The 21,772-nt window shown below is 40.3% G+C and carries 22 protein-coding genes; 1 reads left to right on the forward strand and 21 read right to left on the reverse strand.

Annotated elements, in window-relative coordinates; genetic code table 11:
• From Q0K35_RS01485 to Q0K35_RS01515, 7 genes are all read right to left on the reverse strand, one after another.
• A partial coding sequence (locus Q0K35_RS01485) for an ABC transporter ATP-binding protein (RefSeq protein ID WP_294560904.1) occupies positions 1–1,855 on the reverse strand: 1,855 nt, incomplete at its 3' end.
• Entirely contained in the window at positions 1,848–3,578 is a 1,731-nt protein-coding gene (locus Q0K35_RS01490; protein ID WP_294560905.1) for an ABC transporter ATP-binding protein, read from the reverse strand. The genes Q0K35_RS01485 and Q0K35_RS01490, both read right to left, overlap by 8 nt.
• A gap of 14 nt (positions 3,579–3,592) precedes the next feature.
• Complete coding sequence (locus Q0K35_RS01495) at positions 3,593–4,021, reverse strand: MarR family transcriptional regulator (RefSeq protein WP_294560906.1); 429 nt, start codon at positions 4,019–4,021, stop codon at positions 3,593–3,595.
• Positions 4,022–4,099: 78 nt separating this feature from the next.
• Positions 4,100–4,657 (reverse strand): sugar O-acetyltransferase, encoded by a 558-nt coding sequence (locus Q0K35_RS01500; RefSeq protein ID WP_294560907.1) that lies wholly within the window; start codon positions 4,655–4,657, stop codon positions 4,100–4,102.
• A 46-nt stretch (positions 4,658–4,703) separates the two neighbouring features.
• Positions 4,704–5,858: a DUF349 domain-containing protein gene (locus Q0K35_RS01505; RefSeq protein WP_294560908.1), complete on the reverse strand. Its 1,155-nt coding sequence runs from the start codon at positions 5,856–5,858 to the stop codon at positions 4,704–4,706.
• A gap of 601 nt (positions 5,859–6,459) precedes the next feature.
• On the reverse strand, positions 6,460–7,209 hold the full coding sequence (locus Q0K35_RS01510) for an N-acetylmuramoyl-L-alanine amidase (RefSeq protein WP_294560909.1): 750 nt from the start codon (positions 7,207–7,209) through the stop codon (positions 6,460–6,462).
• A gap of 164 nt (positions 7,210–7,373) precedes the next feature.
• Entirely contained in the window at positions 7,374–8,090 is a 717-nt protein-coding gene (locus Q0K35_RS01515) for a flavodoxin (protein WP_294560910.1), read from the reverse strand.
• Positions 8,091–8,619: 529 nt separating this feature from the next.
• On the opposite strand from Q0K35_RS01515, the gene Q0K35_RS01520 reads away from it, so the two are divergent.
• A complete protein-coding gene (locus Q0K35_RS01520; protein WP_294560911.1) occupies positions 8,620–9,498 on the forward strand; it encodes a LysR family transcriptional regulator in 879 nt (292 codons plus the stop codon).
• A gap of 20 nt (positions 9,499–9,518) precedes the next feature.
• Here Q0K35_RS01520 and Q0K35_RS01525 read toward each other — a convergent pair whose 3' ends face one another.
• The 14 genes from Q0K35_RS01525 to Q0K35_RS01590 all read right to left on the reverse strand — a co-directional run bounded on the left by Q0K35_RS01525 (position 9,519) and on the right by Q0K35_RS01590 (position 21,770).
• Positions 9,519–9,662 (reverse strand): hypothetical protein, encoded by a 144-nt coding sequence (locus Q0K35_RS01525; RefSeq protein WP_294560912.1) that lies wholly within the window; start codon positions 9,660–9,662, stop codon positions 9,519–9,521.
• A gap of 250 nt (positions 9,663–9,912) precedes the next feature.
• On the reverse strand, positions 9,913–10,389 hold the full coding sequence (locus Q0K35_RS01530) for a nucleoside 2-deoxyribosyltransferase (RefSeq protein ID WP_294560913.1): 477 nt from the start codon (positions 10,387–10,389) through the stop codon (positions 9,913–9,915).
• 36 nt (positions 10,390–10,425) lie between these two features.
• Positions 10,426–11,376, reverse strand: coding sequence for a hypothetical protein (locus Q0K35_RS01535; protein WP_294560914.1), 951 nt, complete (start codon positions 11,374–11,376; stop codon positions 10,426–10,428).
• 9 nt (positions 11,377–11,385) lie between these two features.
• Positions 11,386–12,975 carry an MBOAT family O-acyltransferase gene (locus Q0K35_RS01540; RefSeq protein WP_294560915.1) on the reverse strand — a complete coding sequence of 530 codons (1,590 nt, stop codon included), beginning with the start codon at positions 12,973–12,975 and terminating at the stop codon, positions 11,386–11,388.
• A 1-nt stretch (position 12,976) separates the two neighbouring features.
• Positions 12,977–13,204, reverse strand: a complete 228-nt coding sequence (locus Q0K35_RS01545; protein WP_294560916.1) for an acyl carrier protein — start codon at positions 13,202–13,204, stop codon at positions 12,977–12,979.
• Between the two features lie 2 nt (positions 13,205–13,206).
• A complete protein-coding gene (locus Q0K35_RS01550; RefSeq protein WP_294560917.1) occupies positions 13,207–14,388 on the reverse strand; it encodes a diaminopimelate decarboxylase in 1,182 nt (393 codons plus the stop codon).
• Positions 14,385–15,890: an amino acid adenylation domain-containing protein gene (locus tag Q0K35_RS01555; RefSeq protein WP_294560918.1), complete on the reverse strand. Its 1,506-nt coding sequence runs from the start codon at positions 15,888–15,890 to the stop codon at positions 14,385–14,387. The genes Q0K35_RS01550 and Q0K35_RS01555 overlap by 4 nt, the downstream gene beginning before the upstream one ends.
• Before the next feature lie 112 nt (positions 15,891–16,002).
• Positions 16,003–17,586 (reverse strand): HAMP domain-containing sensor histidine kinase, encoded by a 1,584-nt coding sequence (locus Q0K35_RS01560; RefSeq protein WP_294560919.1) that lies wholly within the window; start codon positions 17,584–17,586, stop codon positions 16,003–16,005.
• On the reverse strand, positions 17,558–18,262 hold the full coding sequence (locus Q0K35_RS01565) for a response regulator transcription factor (protein WP_294560920.1): 705 nt from the start codon (positions 18,260–18,262) through the stop codon (positions 17,558–17,560). The genes Q0K35_RS01560 and Q0K35_RS01565 overlap by 29 nt, the downstream gene beginning before the upstream one ends.
• Complete coding sequence (locus Q0K35_RS01570; RefSeq protein WP_294560921.1) at positions 18,259–18,840, reverse strand: 4'-phosphopantetheinyl transferase superfamily protein; 582 nt, start codon at positions 18,838–18,840, stop codon at positions 18,259–18,261. The genes Q0K35_RS01565 and Q0K35_RS01570 overlap by 4 nt, the downstream gene beginning before the upstream one ends.
• Positions 18,841–18,898: 58 nt before the next feature.
• Positions 18,899–19,588, reverse strand: a complete 690-nt coding sequence (locus Q0K35_RS01575; RefSeq protein ID WP_294560922.1) for a DNA/RNA non-specific endonuclease — start codon at positions 19,586–19,588, stop codon at positions 18,899–18,901.
• Between the two features lie 262 nt (positions 19,589–19,850).
• Complete coding sequence (locus Q0K35_RS01580) at positions 19,851–20,351, reverse strand: cyclophilin-like fold protein (protein WP_294560923.1); 501 nt, start codon at positions 20,349–20,351, stop codon at positions 19,851–19,853.
• A gap of 3 nt (positions 20,352–20,354) precedes the next feature.
• Positions 20,355–21,101 (reverse strand): amino acid ABC transporter ATP-binding protein, encoded by a 747-nt coding sequence (locus Q0K35_RS01585; RefSeq protein WP_294560924.1) that lies wholly within the window; start codon positions 21,099–21,101, stop codon positions 20,355–20,357.
• A gap of 9 nt (positions 21,102–21,110) precedes the next feature.
• Positions 21,111–21,770 carry an amino acid ABC transporter permease gene (locus Q0K35_RS01590; RefSeq protein WP_294560925.1) on the reverse strand — a complete coding sequence of 220 codons (660 nt, stop codon included), beginning with the start codon at positions 21,768–21,770 and terminating at the stop codon, positions 21,111–21,113.
• Positions 21,771–21,772: the final 2 nt, after the last annotated feature.

Raw genomic sequence — 21,772 nt, forward strand, 5'->3', positions numbered from 1 at the left:
ATTCCAGTTCAAACTGTCCGGTATAAAGCTGATAATATCTTCCTTTTTGTTCAAGCAATTCTTCATAACTGCCTCTTTCAATGATCTCACCATGATCGAGCACCATGATGGCCGCTGAATTTCGAACGGTCGATAAGCGGTGGGCAATGACAAATACCGTTCGATTTTCCATCAGGCGATCCATTCCCTTTTCAATTAATTTTTCTGTCCGGGTATCAATGGAGCTGGTTGCTTCATCTAATATCAAAACAGGAGGATTGGCAATGGCTGCCCGGGCAATCGCTAACAGCTGGCGTTGTCCCTGTGAAAGATTGGCACCGTCGCCTGTCAGCATCGTATCGTAGCCATTCGGCAAACGTTTGATGAAGCTGTGGGCATTGGCCAGCTTAGCAGCGGCAACGACTTCATCCATTGTGGCATCCAGCTTACCGTAACGGATATTATCGGCAATCGTACCGGTGAACAAGTGAGTATCCTGCAAAACGATCGAAATTGATTTTCGCAGATCTGCCTTTTTGATCAATCGCACATCAATGCCATCATACGTGATGCTTCCCTTTTGGACATCATAGAAACGGTTGATCAGATTGGTGATCGTCGTCTTACCGGCACCTGTACTGCCGACAAAGGCAATTTTCTGTCCCGGCTTTGCGAACAAGGAAATCTTTTTTAAGATCATATGATCGCTGTCATAGCCAAATTCTACATCATGAAAACGTACATCCCCACGCAGCGGGATCAATTCATAGGTATTATCCGGACGCGGGTGCTTCCATGCCCATTTGCCTGTATAATAGGAGCAGGCAGTTAATTGACCCTCTTTTTCTTCAACACAGGTCAGGGTTACCTTACCTTCATCAACCTCCTCTTTTTCAGCCATCATCTCAAAGATTCTTTCAGCTCCTGCCATCGCAGCCAGCAAAAAGTTCAATTGCTGGGTAAATTGGTTGATTGGCAGTGCTGTCTGTCTGACGAATACCAAATAAGAAGAAAGACTTCCCAGGTCGATCATACCGCCGATTGCCATAAAACCACCGACACAAGCCACGATGGCATAATTGATGTAAGAGATGCTGACAACTGTCGGAATCGTCTTGCCCGAATAACGTAAGGCTTTTACGGCTGCATCTAAAAGCACATGATTGCGTTTATCAAATTCTTCCAGATTTTTCTCTTCATGATTAAAGACCTTCACGACCTTGACACCGTTGACCATTTCTTCAATGAAGCCATTGAGGTTACCTAAGGCCTTCTGCTGATGTTTGAAGTAATAACGGCTGCGGCGGCTGAAGTACTGGATCAATAAATACATTAAGATCATGCTGATCAGCACGATGACAGAAAGCTGCCAGTTCAATACAAAGATCAGAACGAGGGTTCCCGTGATCATCATGAAGCTTTGGATCAGGTTGTCGAAGCAGTTATTCATTGCATCTAAAACCGTATCCAGATCATTAGTAAAGCGGCTCATCAGATCGCCGTGCGCATTGGTATCAAAGTATTTTAACGGCAGCCGCTGCATCTTATTAAACAGATCCTGGCGAATCTCCTTGACGATCTTCTGCGCGGTATGGACCATCAATTGCTTATAGATAGCTGTTGACAGCGCACCCACGGCATAAACAACAGCCATCAGCATGACAAAGCGTACAAAGCCCTGCGCATCCATCGCCAGTATGTAATCATTGACAACCGTTCTGATCTGAAAGGTTCCCCACAGATTGACACCTGTACTGATGACAACGAATATACCGACGATAAATAAGGAATATTTATAGTGACCCATATACTGCAGAAAAGAAATCAGGGTCTTTTTCATATCTTTCGGCTTAGCGGTCGTGATCTGTCTAGCCATGGAAACCAGCTCCTTCCATTTGTGAATAATAAATATCCTGATAGATCGAATCTTCCTTCAGCAATTGTTCATGGGTTCCTATCGCATGAATCTTGCCATCGTCAATGATCACGATCTGATCCGCATTTTGAACCGAGGTTACTCTTTGGGCAATGATGATCTTGGTCGTATCCTTTAAGGAAGCCAGGCCCTCCTGAATGCTTGCCTCTGTCGCTGTATCTACCGCACTGGTCGAATCATCCAAAATCAAGACCTTCGGTCTTTTCAAAAGAGCACGGGCAATACATAAACGCTGCTTCTGTCCGCCGGAAACATTGACGCCTCCCTGATCGATCATCGTTTCATATCCGTCAGGAAACTGCTGGACAAATTCATCGGCACAGGCAATCTTACAAGCCCACTTGATCTCATCATCACTGGCATGTTCATTACCCCAGCAAAGATTTTCACGAATCGTACCACTAAATAAGGTATTCTTCTGCAAGACCATCCCCACTGCATCACGAATATGCTCCACGGAATAATCTTTTACATTATGGCCGTCCACAAGGACTTCTCCCTTGCTGACATCATAAAGACGCGGAATCAGCTGTACCAGCGATGTCTTGGCAGCCCCTGTACCTCCTAAGATACCGATCGTTGAACCGGCAGGAATTGTCAGATTGATATCGCTTAAAACATATTCTTCAGCCTCTTCCTTATATTTAAAGTAAACATTCTTAAATTCCACGCGTCCGCTTTGTACTTTCAGCGAAGCATTGGATGAATCCCGGATATCCGGTACTTCATCTAAAACTTCCATGATACGCTCAGCACTGGCAATGGAACGCGTAACCATTAAGAATACATTTGAAATAAGCATCAATGAATTTAAAATCTGAAGCACATAGCTCAAAAAGCCCGTCAGCTCGCCTACCTTCATCTCATTGGCAAAGATCATCTGACCACCAAAATAAATGATGCAGACGATCGTTCCATACATGACAAACTGAAAAAGCGGCATGTTCCAAACAGAGGTACGGAAAGACCTTTCACTGTTGACCTTCAACTGTTCATTGATCTTAGAAAATTTCTCTTCTTCATATTCTTCACGCACATAAGCTTTCACGGCACGAATCGCATTCAGATTTTCTTGTACGACCGTATTTACCTGATCGATGCTTGATTGCATCAGACGATACAAAGGACCTACTTTATTGACGATAAAAAACAGGCCCACGGCAAGGATCGGCGTCGCAATCAAAAATACAGCTGCCAGCTTTGCATTGATGGAAAACGTCAGAAAGAGCGCCATCAAAAGCATGACCGGTGAGCGGACGATCGGACGGATACTGTTACAGATCGCATTCTGCAGGATCGTAATATCACTGGTCAGACGAGTGATCAGTGAAGATCCGGAAAAATGATCGGTATTCTTAAACGAAAAATCCTGAACCTTCATAAATTCAGCTCTTCTCAGCTCACTGCCAAAGCCCTGTCCGGCCATTGCGGCATACTTGGCATACATATTGCCCAATACCAAGGCAATCAGTGCACAGATGATCATGATGATGCCCCGATTGATGATATAGCCCGTATCACCATTTGCGACACCTACATCAATGATATCAGCCATCAAAAGCGGGATCACCAATTCAAAGACTGTTTCCGCAATCACGCAAAAACAGCTGATAAACAGATATTTCCGGTATTTATCCATATAAGGTATAAGACTTCTCAGCATTCACATACTCCCCCTTATCGTACATCTTTTCCCGTCAGATTTTCATACATTCTCTCCAGAAAGCTCCAAAATAATTCTTTCTCATCTTCACTGAATCCCTTCAGAGATATCTGATCTACCTCCATACAATGCTTATTCCATGAATTCAAGGCATTCTGCCCCTTCTCTGTGATACGAAGCTGATAAGCACGCTTATTCTCGGGATCAATGCGACGCCGAAGCATCTTCTTCTCCTCCAATGAATTTAAGATCTTGCTGACCGTAGCTGCAGATACATCACATTCCTCGGCAATATCCTTCAACATACACTCACTGTGGGCAGAGATATAGCGCAGCACCTTCGGCTGGCCCGGAGCTAACTGATATTCGCTCATATCTTTGCGCATGCGGTTACGCTGAGCATGAAACACCTTGAACATAAGCATATAAAAAGGTAATCGCATCTGTGTCCTCCTTTCATTAGCATGCTAATAATTAGCACACTAACTATAATCCTGTCAAACTATTTTGTCAATCCTTTCTTATCGAAGCTTTTTCTTGATTTCTGCCGGAACACCTGCTGCCAGCGAATAAGCCTCTATATCATGCGTAACGACGCTTCCGGCCGCAATCACGCTGCCCTTACCGATGCAGACATTCGGAAGTATGACAACATTGGCACCTATCCAGACATCATCTTCGATATGAATCGGCAAGGCCTTTTCCAGGCCCTGATTTCTTCTGTCGGCATCAAGAGGATGCGTAGCCGTATAAAAGCCGCAAGAGGGACCGATAAAAACATGATTGCCGATAAAGATTTCCCCGCCATCCATAAAATAACTATTGATATTGACAAATACATCTTCACCAAAATGAATATGATTTCCATAATCACACATAAAAGGACTTAAAAGGGTCAACCCTTGAGGCTCATAACCCAGCAATTCACCTAATATCTGATTCCTATGTTCATGATCGCTTGGCTTTAGCTGGTTATATTCATAACAAAGATCCATCGCTTTTTCTCTTTTTTTCACTAACAAAGGATCATAATTGGCATCATACCACTCTCTTTGATTCATCTTTTCCTCTTCATTCATGAACATCCATCCTTTCATAAGAAAAGCAGTCAAAGACTGCTTTCAACTACTCTTCTTTTAACGCCTGATCCATTTCGGCCAGCTGTTCCTCCAATTCGGCAATAAAGTCCTTCTTGTCCTCGATACGATCCACCATATCATCATATTCACGCTGACTCAGCAGACCCACTAATTCATCCTGCATCCGCTTAACCTGTCTTTTCTGATTGGCAATCAGATCCTGCTTACGCTTACGATTCTCCATCATTCTCTGACGCCACTGCTGATGCTTCTGCTCATTCAATTCCTTCAGTCCGGCAAAATACTCATCCATGACAGCTCTAAAATCGTTCCAGATCTGATCCTCACGGTCTTTTCCACAGAATCCGGCAGCCTTCCACTGCTGATTCAGATCTTTCATCATTTCGGTATTTTCTCTTGTGAACTCATTTTCTTCAAGGATCTCTTTCGCTCTTGCAATCAGCGCCTTCTTAGCGGCATAGCTTTCCTTCTGCTGTGCATGAAGCTCGGTATAATGCTGGTTTCTTCTTTCATAGAACTTCTGACGACTTTCATTAAACTCATTCCAAAGACGGTCTTCATGTCCTCTTCCGGCACTGCCTACAGCCTTCCACTGATCCATCAATTCTTTGAACTGATTGCTTGCCTTCTGCCATTCCACCGAATCTGCCAATGCAGCCGCCTTTTCGATCAGCTCCTGCTTCACCTTACGGGCATTTTCAAAACGGCTCTTCATATCTTCAAAATACTGATGCTTATCCTCAAAGAATTTCTGACGAATGCCATTAAAGCTTTCCCACAAGGCATCGTCCTCCTTACCGGCAGAACCGGCAGCTTTCCACTGACGCATCAGCTCATTCATCTCTTCTGTGGCCTGATTCCAATTTTCAGCTTCCCCAAGCTGACGTGCTTTTTCAATCAATTCTTCTTTCACTGCTTTCGCATTTTCAAAAACTTCACTGCGTTTCGCATAAAGCTCATCAATTGCTTTTTCAAATGTTTCCTCCAGCTGATCCTCATATACGGATTCCCAGTATGAGATTCGTTTCCATCTCCTCTTCAAATTTGAGATCTCACGAACGACGGAATTCCAATCTGAAGATACTTCAAGATTTTTTGCCTCTTCGATCAAAGCCTCACGCAGCTTGATATCGGCATCAAGATCCTTTTCTTCCATCACTTCATCTCGTTCATTTACCATATTGCTTCCTCCAGTTAAATAAATTCACATAACTATATCTATTTTACCTTATTTGGTAAAAAAAATCACCCATAAAATGATGTAATTCATCATTTCTTTTATCCTACAACCGCAAAAATGCGTAAAAACAGTCATAAAATTGAAAAAATATTAATTTTTTTGGAAAATATTTCATTTATATATGAAATAATTTAATCAATATAAATAAAATCCCAGTATAATTCGCTGGGATTCTCATAAATTTTGATCCAGACCTCCACCATTTCAAAACAATTAATTCATTAAACATTATTTCAATATTATCGGAAAACTATAAATATCATTCTTTATCATTTATTTTTTAATGATTGCCACAACCTCTATCTCTACTAAAACAACTCTTGGAAGAAATTTTACTGCCATACAACTTCAAGCTGGTTGTGAAACAATACATGCTTCATAAACTTTATTAAAATCATTAAATAAATTCATATCCGATAAATAACAAGTTCACATAAATTCAGAAAAAAACCAGCGCGCTCATCGCACTGGAATTTCTATTTGTGTTAATCCATCCACTATCATTCTAACAGTATATTTTTTTGTTGATAAATCGTAACCCTTAGATAAGATGTGTCAGGATCGCTTTTCCCAGGGCCTTCGCAATTTCCTGCTGCCCATAAGAGCTGTTAAGATATGTAAGATCACTACTGTCGCTGATAAAACCTAATTCTAATAGCAAAGAAGCAACCGGATTTTGATCGACAACATAAAGCGAACCCATCTCATGTGTATTTTTAATACCGCGATCCGCCGTATAAGCCAATCCGTTTAAAGCTGTCTGAATGGAAGAAGCCAGCATGACAATATCATCACTGCGCCCATCCGTATAAATTTCAAATCCGCGTGCACCATCATTGTATTCACTTGAATTTAAATGAATGGAAATGAAATACGAAGCAGATGCATGGATTCCCGTATCAATTCTTTTTTGAAGATCCTCGGTCGTATCGATCCATGCTACCTGATCATCTTCTCTTGTATATATGACCTGAACACCATTTTCAGTAAGATATTCACCTAATTTCAGCGTAATGGCAAGATTGATATCTTTTTCATAAGCGCCATTTTCACCGACACTTCCAGAATCGACCCCGCCATGTCCGGCATCTAAAACGATGATCTCATCAATGTCAGGTACGATTTCTCTTTCAATGATATAAGTCGCCTGTGCCAGGTTTTCCTCACTTACATCCGCAGACATCATCTTCGCATCCGTATCAGGTGTCAATGCATGACTCAATATCACTAAAACAGCAATCAGTGAAATCTCAAGCTTCTGAGAGAACAAAATTCTATTTCGATTCAGCATCATCTTCCTCCTTTGATTCATCATCTTTCATTGTACTTGAAAATGAGCAACTTCATTCATTTCAGAATCTTTTCATTCGATAGTCAATAGTATAAACGAGTTTTCCTCCAATGTCTAATACTAATTTTCTATCTGATGAAATGCTTCTTCACGATCCTTTCAATTTATTGTCCATATCCAAGAGAAGAAAGCCATGCATCGACATCATTTTGGGCTTCGCTGATCTGTGAGCTATTTATTGTCAATCCTTCCAACAATGTTGCATTCGGCTCTAACTCACTGATCGTCTGCAGGATATCAGAAAAACCGCTGCCACCAGAGGTTGAAAACGGAACGATCGTTTTTCCTGAAAAATCATATTCCTCAAAAAAACTGTACATCGCCATTGGAAGATCATACCACCAGTTTGGAAAACCAATAAAGATCGTATCATACTGATCTAAATTCTCAATATGCACAGCCAGGGTGGGACGTGCATCGGCATCATTCTCACTTCTACCCTGAGCAACTGTTTCATCATAAGTAGAAGGATAAGGATCAACCGTACGAATTGAGAACAGATCCGCTTCTATGGCATCATGAATCATATGTGCAAGAACACCGGCATTACCTGTTACCTCACCATTCCAATTTTGAATGCTCGCACTTGAGGAAACCTCTGCACCATTCGACAGATTGGCATTTTCTCCATATGTGAAATAAGCTATCAGAATATGGGCATCACTGCCTGTTTCCATATTTTCCTCAGGCTCCACGATTTCCGGCTCCACGATTTCATCAGCAGGATTTATATTTTCTCCTTCATTTTCATTTGGCTGGGAACATGCGCTAAGTGTTAAAGATAATAAACAAACTATAAATACGGATAATACTTTTCTCATTTTCAAACCTCCTTGAATATTATTTCTGACAAGTAATTTCATCCCCTGTCAAGATGCCGCCTTTTTTGATGAGAAACCAGATCACATCACATCCACCAGGCACTCTTTCATCACGCTTAATGACAAACTTTCGTGACTATCATCTGAAATGCTTTTCTCATCCTTTTTTATCTGGCAGATACAGATGTTGATCTTTGATGATCATCTGGTATGCCATATCCTGAAGACAAGTGTCTTACTGTCATTTTTAGTAATCCTCACTTGTTGTATCATCGACAAATGATGTATTATCTTCTCTTTGGCAGTTATCAGTATAAAACCACAGAGAATCGTTAATAAAAATACGATCGTTTTTTCACATTTCGCCTTCTTTCTATCTTCTTCAGTCTTATTATAAATAGTTACCCAATGTATGTCTAATACTTATAAATAATGCAAAATCATGCTTTTTAAGCATGATTTTATTGAATCCTGACCATGGGGATGATAAAATTAGACTAAAGGAGGGATCGTTATCGAAATACGTGTTTTGAATTATTTTCTATGTGTTGCCAGAGAAGAAAACATTACAAAAGCTGCTGAGAAACTTCATATCACCCAGCCTACGCTAAGCAGACAGCTTGCTCAATTGGAAGAAGAGATGGGCGTCATGCTTTTTACACGAGGGACCCGGAAGATCAGCCTGACATATGAAGGCAGCCTGCTGCGCAGAAGAGCCGAAGAAATATTAGAATTGGTCCATAAAGCGGAAAAGGAAGTCAGTCATCAAAATGAAGTCATTGAAGGCACGATTGCCATTGGCTGTGGTGACTTGTATGCCGTACAGGTACTTGCCGGAATCATTCACGCTTTTACTGCTATCTACCCCCATGTTGACTTTGAGTTATACACTGCCAGCAGCGACCATATCAAAGAGCGGATTGAAAAAGGATTGAGCGATATCGGCCTTCTTTTAGAACCAGTCGATCTAAGCAAATATGATTTTATCCGTATCTCTAAAAAAGAGAAATGGATCGCACTCGTACCTGCAGCTTCACCACTTGCCGATAAAGAGGCACTTGCTCCTGAGGATTTTCTAGGGGTTCCCATGATCCTGCCTTATCGCTTGAATATGCAAAGTGAATTAGCCAACTGGTTTGGTGATCTTTATCCACAACTGCATGTACTTTTTAAAAGCAATCTCAACAGCAATGCGGCAGTAATGGTACAACAGGGTCTTGCCTGTGCCCTTGCCATTGAGGGATCGCTTTCCTTCTGGAATCAAAACCTTGTCAAATGTATCGGACTATCGCCTCAATTGAGCGCTACAACGGCAATGGCATGGAAAAGAGAACAGCCTTTAAGCCTTGCTGTTTCAAAATTCATTGAATTTTCAAAAGATTATCTACATTCAAAAACAGCTGTCTGATCGGACAGCTGTTCTATTTTTTATCGAAACGAATCATTATAGATTTTCACACAGGCTTCATGAGTTCGTTCACATGGATCCGCCATAAACAAACCACCCATCATCGTACGGGCATTTTCAGCCAGTTCATCAAATTCTTCCTTCCTGATACCGTAATCTGACATTTTCAAAGCTGCGACACCACATGAGTTTGTACAACCTGCATGACATCAACCTCAATGATCCAAATAAAACAACTAATATTTCTGAATCAAAACACAGACAAACCACCATATCCCCAATGAAATAACGGCACATATCATCACAAGCTGACTGACAGAACGACAATTTAAGAAAAATACAAAAAAAAGCCCTATTGGAAATTCCAAAAGAGCCATTTGTCAACAATCTGACATCCATGGAATAAACCATGGATTAATGCAAATCAAAATCTTTTTTAAATGCTTCCAAAGCTTCATCAAAGCTCATATAAATATCTATTTTATTTGCTTTCAAACAACCGACCAGATAAGAATTAAAACCTATCGGACAATCAACACCGCTCATACCATTACGCTGTAAACGGATATCGTTAAATACAGGATACATATGGATATCCTTACCATTCATCAGTTTTTCAATGGCATTTCCTAATTCCACATAGGTTCCCGCATCACCGCTTGCAAGCTCAAAAAAGAAGACATTAGCCTTGCTGACATGCTCATAATCCGTTAAGAAGATTTGTTTCGATGTCAATGGCTTCGTATTGTCTAGTGGCAGATCGATCGGATTGGCCAGAAAATATTCCTGATGATTCTTTTCCAGCAATTCTTTCATCTTTCTTCCTTCTGCCCTTCTTTGATGAATATCTGCTTCTGTAAACATAGGTCCTGCATTATAAATATAGATCATAACATACCTCCACTGAAATCATTATATCATAAGATATCAGCTTTGTTCGGTTATTTGTTGATATCTGATGTAAGCTTCATTCCAGCTTTGATAATTCTTGTCCTGACGATGATCCGGCAGCGCATACTCATTCTTTAAAAATCTTCCCAAATAAGCCGATACCTTGCGTGCGCCAAAATAATTTAAATGATCCCCTTTATCTCGGGTATCACGACTCCAGTCAATAGAAATATCTTCACTTAAAAGATTTAAGTCATAATAATTTAAACCATATTCTTCTGCTAATAACCGGATACCATTATGACGCTTATAATTCCAGTTTACACTGCTTGGTGTACTTATAAGGATCATTTGCGCATCATTTTCTTCACAAAGTTTTGCCATGTCTTTCACATACTGGCGATTTAACTCGGGAATCTCTGCAGCTTGATCACTTTTACGCATATAATCCTGTGCATTGATCCCATCAATCTTATTACTATATTTAAAACCTTTTAGATCATCCCGCCATGTATATTCCACAGAACCACCAAAATCGACCGGTAATATTGATTTCCAGCGATCATGATACTGAAAAACAGGAAATAAGCGGTGAAAGCTGTTTTCAATCGTTTTAATCGGTGAAAAGCTCCGATAAATCGCATTTGTTTCTAAAATGACTATTTTAGGCTTTTGATTCACAAAGGCCTGTTTCAAAAAATTCATCGATTCATATAGCTGCTGGGCAGATGTCCCACAGACATACGCCGTAAATCCTTCTTCTTTCCACATCATCATCGGTGAAATCGAAGAATAAGATAAGCTATCTCCCAAAACCAATACATCGATCGTATCATCATCTTCACCTAATATGCCATTGGCATTTACATCTGACATACCAAATTCCACAGAATTATTCTTAGGAAAAACGACCCATGAAGCTAAGCTTAAGCTGATCATCAGCCCTGTCACAAAAAGAATCGAACGCACAACATATTTTATTTTCATGGACACCTCCTAAAAATTAGCATAAATCGGATCAACAGGAATATAGCCGACTCCATAGGCACCAAAGATCACGATAAACAGGATGAACATATAATATAAGCTCCATCGCAGCATAACAGGCTGCCCGGAAATAAGCGCTCTGAACGACAGTCCTCTTTCCTTCACCACACTGATCATAAATACTATAAGAATTCCTATTATCACAACGATAAAATCCTGACGATCCATACCTATGGAAAAAATCGAATTGCTCAAGGAAGTCCATGAGAAATTTGTACATATCGTTATGAACATATGAATACCGGCTTTCAGTCCTTTTGCCCTGAAAAATAATTCACCGATGACCACGAAAACAGAGGTCCGAATTATTTGAAAAAATTGATAGGGAGCACTTTCTTTATTGATTCTCAAAAAAGAAACGATTCGACTTGTAACAGGCTCAATCAGACTGCCGCCTAAGATCAAGGTGAAATGATATAGACCGAAGAAAATATAATTCCAGCCTGAGCCATGCCAGAAACCATTTGCCAGCCATACGCAGAATAAGGCAATGGCACCGCTGGCAAGAGGACCGTAATGGTTTCCCACCTTCTTTCTTGCCCATGCCGTCAGTTTTTTCAACGGCTTAGACATCGACAAAGGATAGAAGATATAATCTTTAAACCAAAGTCCTAAAGAGATATGCCACCGCTGCCAGAATTCAGAAATTGTTTTTGAGAAAAACGGCTGTCTGAAATTTTCTTCAATCTTAAGGGCAAACATCTCTCCGCTGCCGATAATGACATCCATCGTACCTGAAAATTCCATATACAGCTGGCAGGTATAAAGCAAGGCTCCAAGAGCGATCATGCCCCCATCATAGCTGTTATAATCATGAAAGATCGTCTTAATAAAAAGATTCAGGCGATCGGCAATAACAATTTTCTTCATCAAGCCGTAAACGATGCGCTGCATTCCGAAAAGAAACTGATTCCATGATATCTTCTTACCTTCATATAACTGAAAGGACAGATCGGAATAGCGGCAGATCGGTCCTTCAATGATCGTTAAGAAAAAGGCCAGATAAAGTGCCAGCCGTCCAAGATTCCATTCCGCCTGGATCTTTTCCCGATAAACATCAAAAAGATAAGATAATGCCTGCAAGGTATAAAAGGAAATGCCAATCGGTAAGACAAAAGAAGGAATCTGAAGGGTCAAAGGAAGATGCAGCACGTTCAGCAATGACTGAATATTGATTCCGATAAAGCCGGAATACTTTAAGACGATCAACATGCCCAGCAAGATCAACACACCTGCTGTGATAAATTTTTGCTGCTTCTTCTGATAAGAGATGCGAATGGCTTTACGTTCTGGACGATCTACCTGTTGAAGCAGCATGTTTCGCTGCTGCTGCAATCTTCCTATATGCAGCGCTATGATATAAGTGGTCAAGGTAGCGGTCAAAAGATAAAGGATGAGCACACCGCTGATAAGCCAGAAAAACAGATAACTGGCAAATAATAAAAGAAGCCAGCGGTATCTTTGGGGCATCAGATTGTAAAGAATAAGTACCGCCGGCAAAAACAAAGCAAGATATTCAATTGAAAAATAAGATGACATCTTAATTTTCCTCAAGACGCAGGATCATCGTCCAGATTGCATCAGCTGAATTGAAATTATCGGGTACGATCTCAACAGCCGGAACCGTGATATCAAACTCATCCTCGATTTCCGCAACCAGTGAAAGGATCGATAAAGAATCCAAAATATGATCCTTTATCAAGGAGGTACACGTTTTATAATCCACGTCAGGCTGAATATCTTCTAAAATTGCAAGTAATCTTTCCATGATCATTCTCCTTTTCCAGATGGCATATTTATCAGATCCGTACGAACGGCCTCACGAATGCGACAGAAGCTGCCATCCTCTTCTACTTTGATCACTGTTGGTAAATTATGACTTAAAAACAGTGAAATACCTTCTGTCATACAATAAGCTCCGGTATTCTTAAAAACAAGCACATCATCACAGCTCAAATCTGCAACCATCAGCTGCTTCACCAAAATATCATTGACCGTACAAAGCGAACCGCAAATATTCCAAGACTGTGCATCTGCATGCTTTCTAGCCGGATAGATCTCATATTTGGGATGCTTCATGGCCATAGACGCTCCATAATAAACAAGATGATGGATACCGCCATCCACGATGGCATAGCGCTGATGCTTATTCACCTTCACATCAACGACCTTGGTCAGATAATAACCGCAACAGGCAGCAATGCTCCGGCCAAGCTCTAAAACGACATGTGTCTTATATGTCATACTTTCCAACATCTTGGAAAATTCATGAAGAAATGATTCCTCATCCTCCTCTTCCGATTCAAAATAAGATACCGGAAGCCCCGGACCGAATTCCAGCTCCTGAATCGAGAAACCTGTCTTATCACTGACAGAAATGAGAAATTCATCCAGATAACTGACTTCTCTTTTCAGCTTCTTCAGTGAATGCTTCTGAGTTCCTGAAAAATACTGGATACCTTTGATTTCAATATATGGATTGCCAACGGCATCCTGAATGATCCCATATATTTCTTCTTCATTTAATCCAAACTGATTGCCACTGGTAAGCCTTAATAAAAGACGTATCAAACAATGGTTTTGTTTGGCAGCTTCCTTCAACAGCACATATTGATTCATCGATTCTATGGTATAGATACCGATATTCTCTTTCCTTTCTATCAGCTGACGCATGATTTTTGGATTTTTATGTACACCGGATATGACAAGCTTAGACATAGGCAGCTGCATGTGTTCACAAATGCTCAGCTCACCTTCCGAACAAACCTCAAAACGATCGATATGATCATTGATTTCCTTTAAGATAAAAGTGTTAGCTTTGATGGCATAGCACAAATCAACCTTCAGATGCTTACGCAAATAAGCTATTCTTTCTTTCAATATGCCGATATCAAATACATAAAAGGGTGTCCCATAATTTTGAAGAAGCTCACCTATCATTCTTTTTTTCATGATAAATCCTTTCTATAAATGCTCCGGTCTATTTTACCGTTCTTATTCAACTTCAATTCCTTTACCCTTTGTATCACATTGGGTATCATATAAACAGGCAGCTTTTCTTTCATATACGCATATATTTCCTTTTTATCACAGCTTCCTGTATAGTAAGCATACAGCCTTTTTTTCTCATCATCATAAACACAGATACAGCGATCGACACCCTCCATGCCGGCCATATGTTTTTCAATCTCTTCTAATTCAATACGATGTCCCATATGCTTGATCTGAAAATCTTTTCGTCCGCAGAAATATAGATTTCCATCTTCATCATATTTCCCCAGATCACCTGTCAGATAGATACGTTCATGATAATGACGATGCAGCGGATTTTGGACAAATCTTTCGGCACTCTGTTTTTCATCGTTATAATAACCTGATGCCAAGGTCCTTCCTCCTACACAGATCTCACCTGTTACCCCTGCTTTTTTCACCTCTTTACCATTGTCATCAAGAAGAAAGACTTTTTCATTTGAAAAAGCTCGGCCGATTGGCAGGCCCTTCTCATAGCTGTTTTTGCGATCAATGATATGATAGGTACAGTTACAGGTAATTTCAGTAGGTCCATATAAATTGACAAACATAGCGTTTTGAAGATGATGCATCCATAGATGAAGATGTTTCATCGGCATGGCTTCTCCGCTGAAAAGGACCTTGGTTACCGTATGAGGCACTTTATAATCCAATGCATGAAATGAAGTCAAAAGACATAAGGCTGAAACTGCCCATATCATGACCGTTACCTGATGTTCACATAGAAAGTCTAATAAGGCTGACGGCTGTGAGAATAAATGCTTTGGAATTATTACAAGAGTCGCTCCTGTCTTAAGTGAAGAATAGATATCTTTTACTGATACATCGAAATCAAAGGGTGCCTGATTTCCAAAGATCTCATTGCTTTTAAAATTAAAAACATCACAAAAGACATCAATAAAATCAATCACGCTACCATGGCTGACTACCACTCCCTTAGGATTTCCTGTGGAACCGGAAGTAAAATTAATATAGAGAGGATCACTATCCAAGGTGTTCTTCTGAATCCCGATCAGCTTTTCTTCATCGATAAAAGCCTTTTTCAGCTCATCCATCTTTAAGATAAGAGCATCAGGAAAGAGATCGTTGGCCCGTTGATCATTCTCATCATCTATGATAACAACTCCTGCCTGTAATACGTTTTGGATCTGTGCAAGACGATAGGACGGCAATTGCGGATTCAACAGGCAATAGAAATTTCCCGAACAAGCAATTCCCAGAAAAGCTGCCAAGGTATCAGCACTTTTCTCCATCATGACAGCTACAGGCTGAGCATGTATTTTCTTTTCAATCAGCACACTACCTGTCTGCCTGCTTATTTTTAAAAGCTGGGCATAGGTATATGAGTTTTTTTCATCAATGACCGCTGTCTTATCAGGATATCTTCGTGCACTGTTTTCTAAGTATTCTGCTACATTGTACATGAGCTCCTCCTTTCAGTGCTTTTATCATACATTCTTTTTCTTCATTTTATATTTACCTAACCTTAATTTTTGTAAAGAAAAACCATGCGTCATAAACACATGGTCAGCATATTCATTTAAATAAGGTTATTTTTATTTCAGTCGCGTATGGAGTCTTTTCACCTAAAAGCAATTCGATATGACCGTGATGCAGCTCAACGATTTTCTTAACGATCGATAGTCCCAAGCCGCTTCCGCTGCCGCTTGTACGCGCGCTGCTTCCTGTCACAAATGGTTCAAATGCCTTTTCCGCAATCTCTTCTGGTATTCCTGTACCATTGTCAGCAACCCGGATCATGATTTCTTTTTCTGAATCAACCAAAGATACATAGATCACAGTTCCTTTAGGATTATAACGCAGTGCATTGCCAAGCAAGTTATCTAAAAGACGCGTCATCAGCTTCTTGTCAAAGCTGTACATGATTTTCTTATCTTCGATTTCAACCTCCAGCATACATCCCTTATCCTCGATCTCACTGTATTTTCCTGCAAGAAAAGCCTTGACAAATTCGCCCAGATCCGCTTTTTCTAATTTTGCCTGATAGCCCGGATGATCCATCTGCACATAATCAAATAAGGTATTCAGAAGATCTGCAGCTAACTGCGTCTTATTCATGATGACCGTCATATATTTCTCAACCTTCTTCTCATCGATCTTCCCATCCATAAAGGCCTTCGCATATCCCTGTATAACGGTTAACGGCGTCTTCAGATCATGCGAAATATCAACGATCAGCTGCTGCTTTTCTTTATATAACCGATCCTTTTCCCGTTTAGCTTCTTCAAGATGATCTCTCAGATCAGAAAAATTCTCCAGCGTTCTCTTAAATTCAAGCGGCATCCTCTTTTCATCCACCACAACGATATCTCCGTCCTGATAGCTGACGATCGCTTCATCCAATTGCCGGATGGCATTCTTGACCCTTTTTGAGAAGAAAAAGCTCTGGATGACAATAATGATGAAAATGACAGGTATCGCATATAACCATAGCTGATTGGCGTCATTGAGCACCCGCTCATAAGATGTTTCATTGATATGGGGCGATATGAATACAAGCGTTCTTTGTTCATCATTGATATTCAGATATTCATATTTCTCAATATTCGTATCCGGATCATAATATCCTTTGATCAGATTCACTTCCTGTTGTGTCAGGCTCGTCCGGTCACCAAATAAATTTCCTTCGATGATCTGATAGTTTTCATCCAAAACGCACTCATCAATAAAAGAAAGCGTATCATCTTCATCAACCTGATACAATGAAATATAAGCTCTTTTCTTTTGGGTAGCCTGATCGATGCCTGCGGAATAGGAATAAAAGGTATCCCCGTAATAATCAGCAATGAACATCAAATCATCACTGCTGAGCTGATTCCTGATTTTTTTGCTGGTAGAATATAACACATTTCCTTTTTCACCATAGATCACAAAATCACAGTCCGCATATCGATGGATCGGAATCTGGTAATACGTATCATAAATCAGCTCATCCTGGTATTCAAGCAGGGTGGTCATTGAAGGGAAGGCATTTTCAAGGCGGCGGTTGATCTGATAATTGATAAACATATACAGCAATAAAAGGATCAGTGAAAATAAGAAAAACTGAAAAACACAGATCGTTACCAGACTAATACTTCGATTTCTTTTTGTTTTCAATTTTATAGCCTAACCCCCTTACAGTTTTAATATATTGCGGCTGGGCAGGATCATCTTCGATCTTCGAGCGGATATTGGAAATATGGACCATCATCGTATTATCATCGCTCTCATACCATTCACCATTGATGCACTCATATAACTGGGCCTTTGTATAAACACGCTCCGGTGTTTTCATCATCTTGGCAACGATCTTCAGCTCCGTTAAGGTTAATGGCAATACCAAACCATTCTTACGCAGGATGAATTTCTCCATATCCAGCTCCAGCTCTCCCAATTTTAACACTTCTTTTTCCTTTGTTAAGCGATGCGTGGAATAACGCCTTAAGAGCGCTTTGATATAAGCGATCACTTCCAAAGGATTGAAGGGCTTGGAAATATAGGCATCCGCACCGATATTCAATCCCATGATCTTATCCACATCCTGATTCCGAGCCGATATGATCATCATAGGTATATCACTGATCAGTCGTGCTTCTTTGATGAATTCATAGCCATTCATCCTTGGCATCATGATATCCACCAATGCCACATCTATGTCTTCATGTTTGATGATATCTAAAGCTTCTATGCCGTCATAAGCCGTAAAGACACGATAATCGGCACTATCCAGATACAAAGCAAGCAATTCTACGATATCAGCATCATCTTCTGCGATCAAAATATTATATTTCACATTCTCACCTCTTTTTCATTGATCTTCAGCTTAACCTTCTTAGCCGTACAGACACATAGAAACGATCCATCCTCCAATATCAAAGAATGAAAAAAGACACCCGCCTGTTTCCATGACAACTCTTCTTTTCGATCGATCATTTCTTTATGTCCGGGAAGTACGGATATCTTTGAAAAATGCTCATCAATACCTCTTCCTATATATTTCACATAACTTTCCTTCGCTGTCCATAACCGGTAAAACGAAAAAGAATCATGGATAAATGCTGCTTCCTGGGGATGAAAAAAACGTTTGGCAATCTTATGATAATCTACATTTTTTTCATTTTCGATATCAAGACCGATCTTTTCTTCAAAAAAAGCACATGCCCAAAGCTGTTTTGTATGAGCAATGGAAAAATGTATCTTTGGATAATGAAGAAAAGAAGGTTTTCCATACCAATCCCTGACAATTTCTAAGGCTTTGTCATCTATTCTTATATGATTCATATCTGCATAACGCATAAAAGCCCGACATAATTTCTTATGCGAGCTTATTCCATCATTTTTATAAATATAAATAAATCCCATTTCACTCATGACAACTCCTAAATCATTACAGCTTTAGGATACCATATCTTACATACTTATACAATATCTATTCAGCCAGCCGGCTGCTTCCGTCAGCATAATTAATGATGATTCCCGGCTGTACATTATAGACAAAAACATTGAAGCTGATGCCATCATCTTCAACTGATCGTGCTTCCATGACGACACCGCTGGCAACCAGATTATTTCCTTCAAATACCGGTGTTATCCGATACAGCACATGATGTCCTGTTTCTTTAATATAATCGGCAACAAGATTTTCAAAAGGAAGCATTCCCTCCACATTCATATAACGGGTTCCTGTGATCAGATTTAATTCATTCGCATTTTCACCGGCCAGCTGATAACCGATCAGATGACAGCGGTTATATAAATAATTGCCTTCTATAAGTCCATCATAGCGGATCGTATGCCATCCGGAAGGCTTGATCATCCCGATCGATCCTCTCTCCTCATCAGGCATCAGCTCACGGCCAAGGTTGGCATAAGCAGTCCCACATCTTCCTAAATCATCTAATTCACTATATACTTCAAAGGGCTGTGTCGTAAGTTCACTTTCTTCAAAAGCAGGAACATTCCCGTTTATTTCAACATAGGGGCTGCCGTCATAAGAGGGAATAGAAGCGATATCAATGATTTGAGAATCATCTTTGAAATCAAAAAGATCAAATTCCTTTACACAATAAGCTCCAAGCAATACAAGGATACCAAACAGGATCTTACCTGACTTTTTCATTACCCATCCACCTTCCTATAATTATTATAAGATAATTTTCTCATGAATGTCGAAAATTTTTATCAAATCTGTCCTCATCATCTTTTGCCATACCAAAAAAAGTAGCCATAAAAACAATCTCAGCGGTGGTGTTTTTGAAAATATGCTTCCATGGCTTCTTCTCCCAAAAAAAATTACCCGGTTATCCTTCGATAACCGGGCGACATCTTAAAAGCTGACAACATATAGCAGCTGTTTATTAATAGAAATCAACGATTTCTGCCTATCTTTCAAAATTCACTTCAACACTTCCGCTGCCTACTACCTCTGCAAGATCCCCTGCATCCTTGAGATGTCCAAGAGGCGTATAGCTGTAAGAAGTAGTAAAATCATCATAAAACAAGACGATGCAGTCTGATCCAAAAAGCATCAGATCACCGGTATGAATGGATGAAGGCACAAAAGGCTCCGTAGGCAGGCTTTCATCGAGATAATAATATTTTTCATTGCCATTCAACGGGCTCATATGTAATGTCATCGGCAATCTTTCCATCAATGCCTTGGAGCTTTCATTGTCAGCCATGCTGACCTCATATGTTTTCCCATTGACCGTAAGCTGCAGCTTTAGCTCTTTTTCTTCCATATCATGGATCTCCTTTTCATCTTCTGTCGTATTTTCTGTCACGTTTTCTTCATTTTCCATCGGCTTTTTTTCGGCTTCTTCCTTCTGATGAATAGCACAGCCTGCCAGCATTAGCATCAACATCAAGATGATTTTTTTCATTGATCATCCTTCCATCCTGTTTTTAAATGAATTTAAAAACTGCTGCGTACGCTCGTTCTTAGGAGAAGTGAAAAAATCATCCGGATTTCCTTCTTCAACGATCTTTCCCCGGTCCATGAAGATGACCTTGGTGCTCACATTTCTCGCAAAATTCATTTCATGGGTCACGATGACCATCGTCATGCCGTCTTTTGCTAATTCCTTGATGACCGAGAGCACCTCACCGATCAGCTCCGGATCAAGAGCACTTGTCGGCTCATCAAATAAAATGACTTCGGGATCAGTGGCGATTGCTCTTGCGATTCCTACTCGCTGCTGCTGTCCGCCTGAAAGCTGATGCGGATAATAATTGAAACGATCTGCCATTCCTACCTTGGTCAAGGCCTTCATTCCTATTTCCTCAGCTTCTTTTTTAGGCATCTTGCGGGCAATGATAAGCCCTTCTGTCACATTCTCCAATGCTGTCTTATTTCTAAAAAGATTGTAATTCTGGAAAACAAAAGCGGTTTTTCTACGAATACGGGCAATATCATTTTTACTGATATGATTCATATCAAAGCTTTCACCATCAAAGATCATTTCTCCGGCATCTGCTTTTGTCAGATAATTCATGCAGCGTAAAAGTGTCGTCTTACCGGAACCACTGGGTCCTAATATACAGATCACATCTTTTTTTTCAACCGTCAGATCAATGCCATCCAGTACCTTTAGATCATCGAATGATTTTTGCACATTTTTGATTTCAAGCATTTCTTCCTCCTATTCTATCTGCAGCTTCTTTTCACAGATCGTTTGCAGCTTTGTCAATACCGTACAAAAAATGAGGTAAATAAGAGCTACTTCACAATATAAGGCAAATGTTTCATAGGTACGTGCCGCAATTCTCTGCGATACCTGAAACATTTCCGTAATCGTGATGCTTGCCGCTAAAGAGGTATCCTTGACCAAACCGATCAGGGAATTGCTTAAAGGCGGAAAAGCTGTTTTCAGCGCCTGCGGCAATATGATCCGGCGCATGGTCTGAACATAGCTCATACCCACGCAATACCCTGCTTCCAGCTGTCCCTTCGGTACAGATTCGATCGCTGCACGAATCGTTTCAGACGCATAGGCTCCCGTATTGATCGAAAAGACCAGGATCGCGGCAGGAAATGCATCTAAGATGATACCTAAGCTCGGCAATCCATAAAAAATAACAAATAATTGAACGATCAATGGAGTCCCTCGAATGATCCAGACATAAAAACGAGCCAATGATTTTAAGATGCGAATATTTGCTACCTGTACAATTGCAGTAAATAAGGCAAGGATCAGTCCCAAAGTAAAAGATATGATCGTTAAGGGAATCGTTATCTTGATTCCCTGCATAAAGATCTCACCGAATGAACTGATCAAAATATCCATAAGCCGCTCATTCATAC

The sequence above is a fragment of the uncultured Traorella sp. genome, assembly GCF_944327115.1.
In the GTDB taxonomy this organism is placed as follows: domain Bacteria; phylum Bacillota_I; class Bacilli_A; order Erysipelotrichales; family Erysipelotrichaceae; genus Traorella.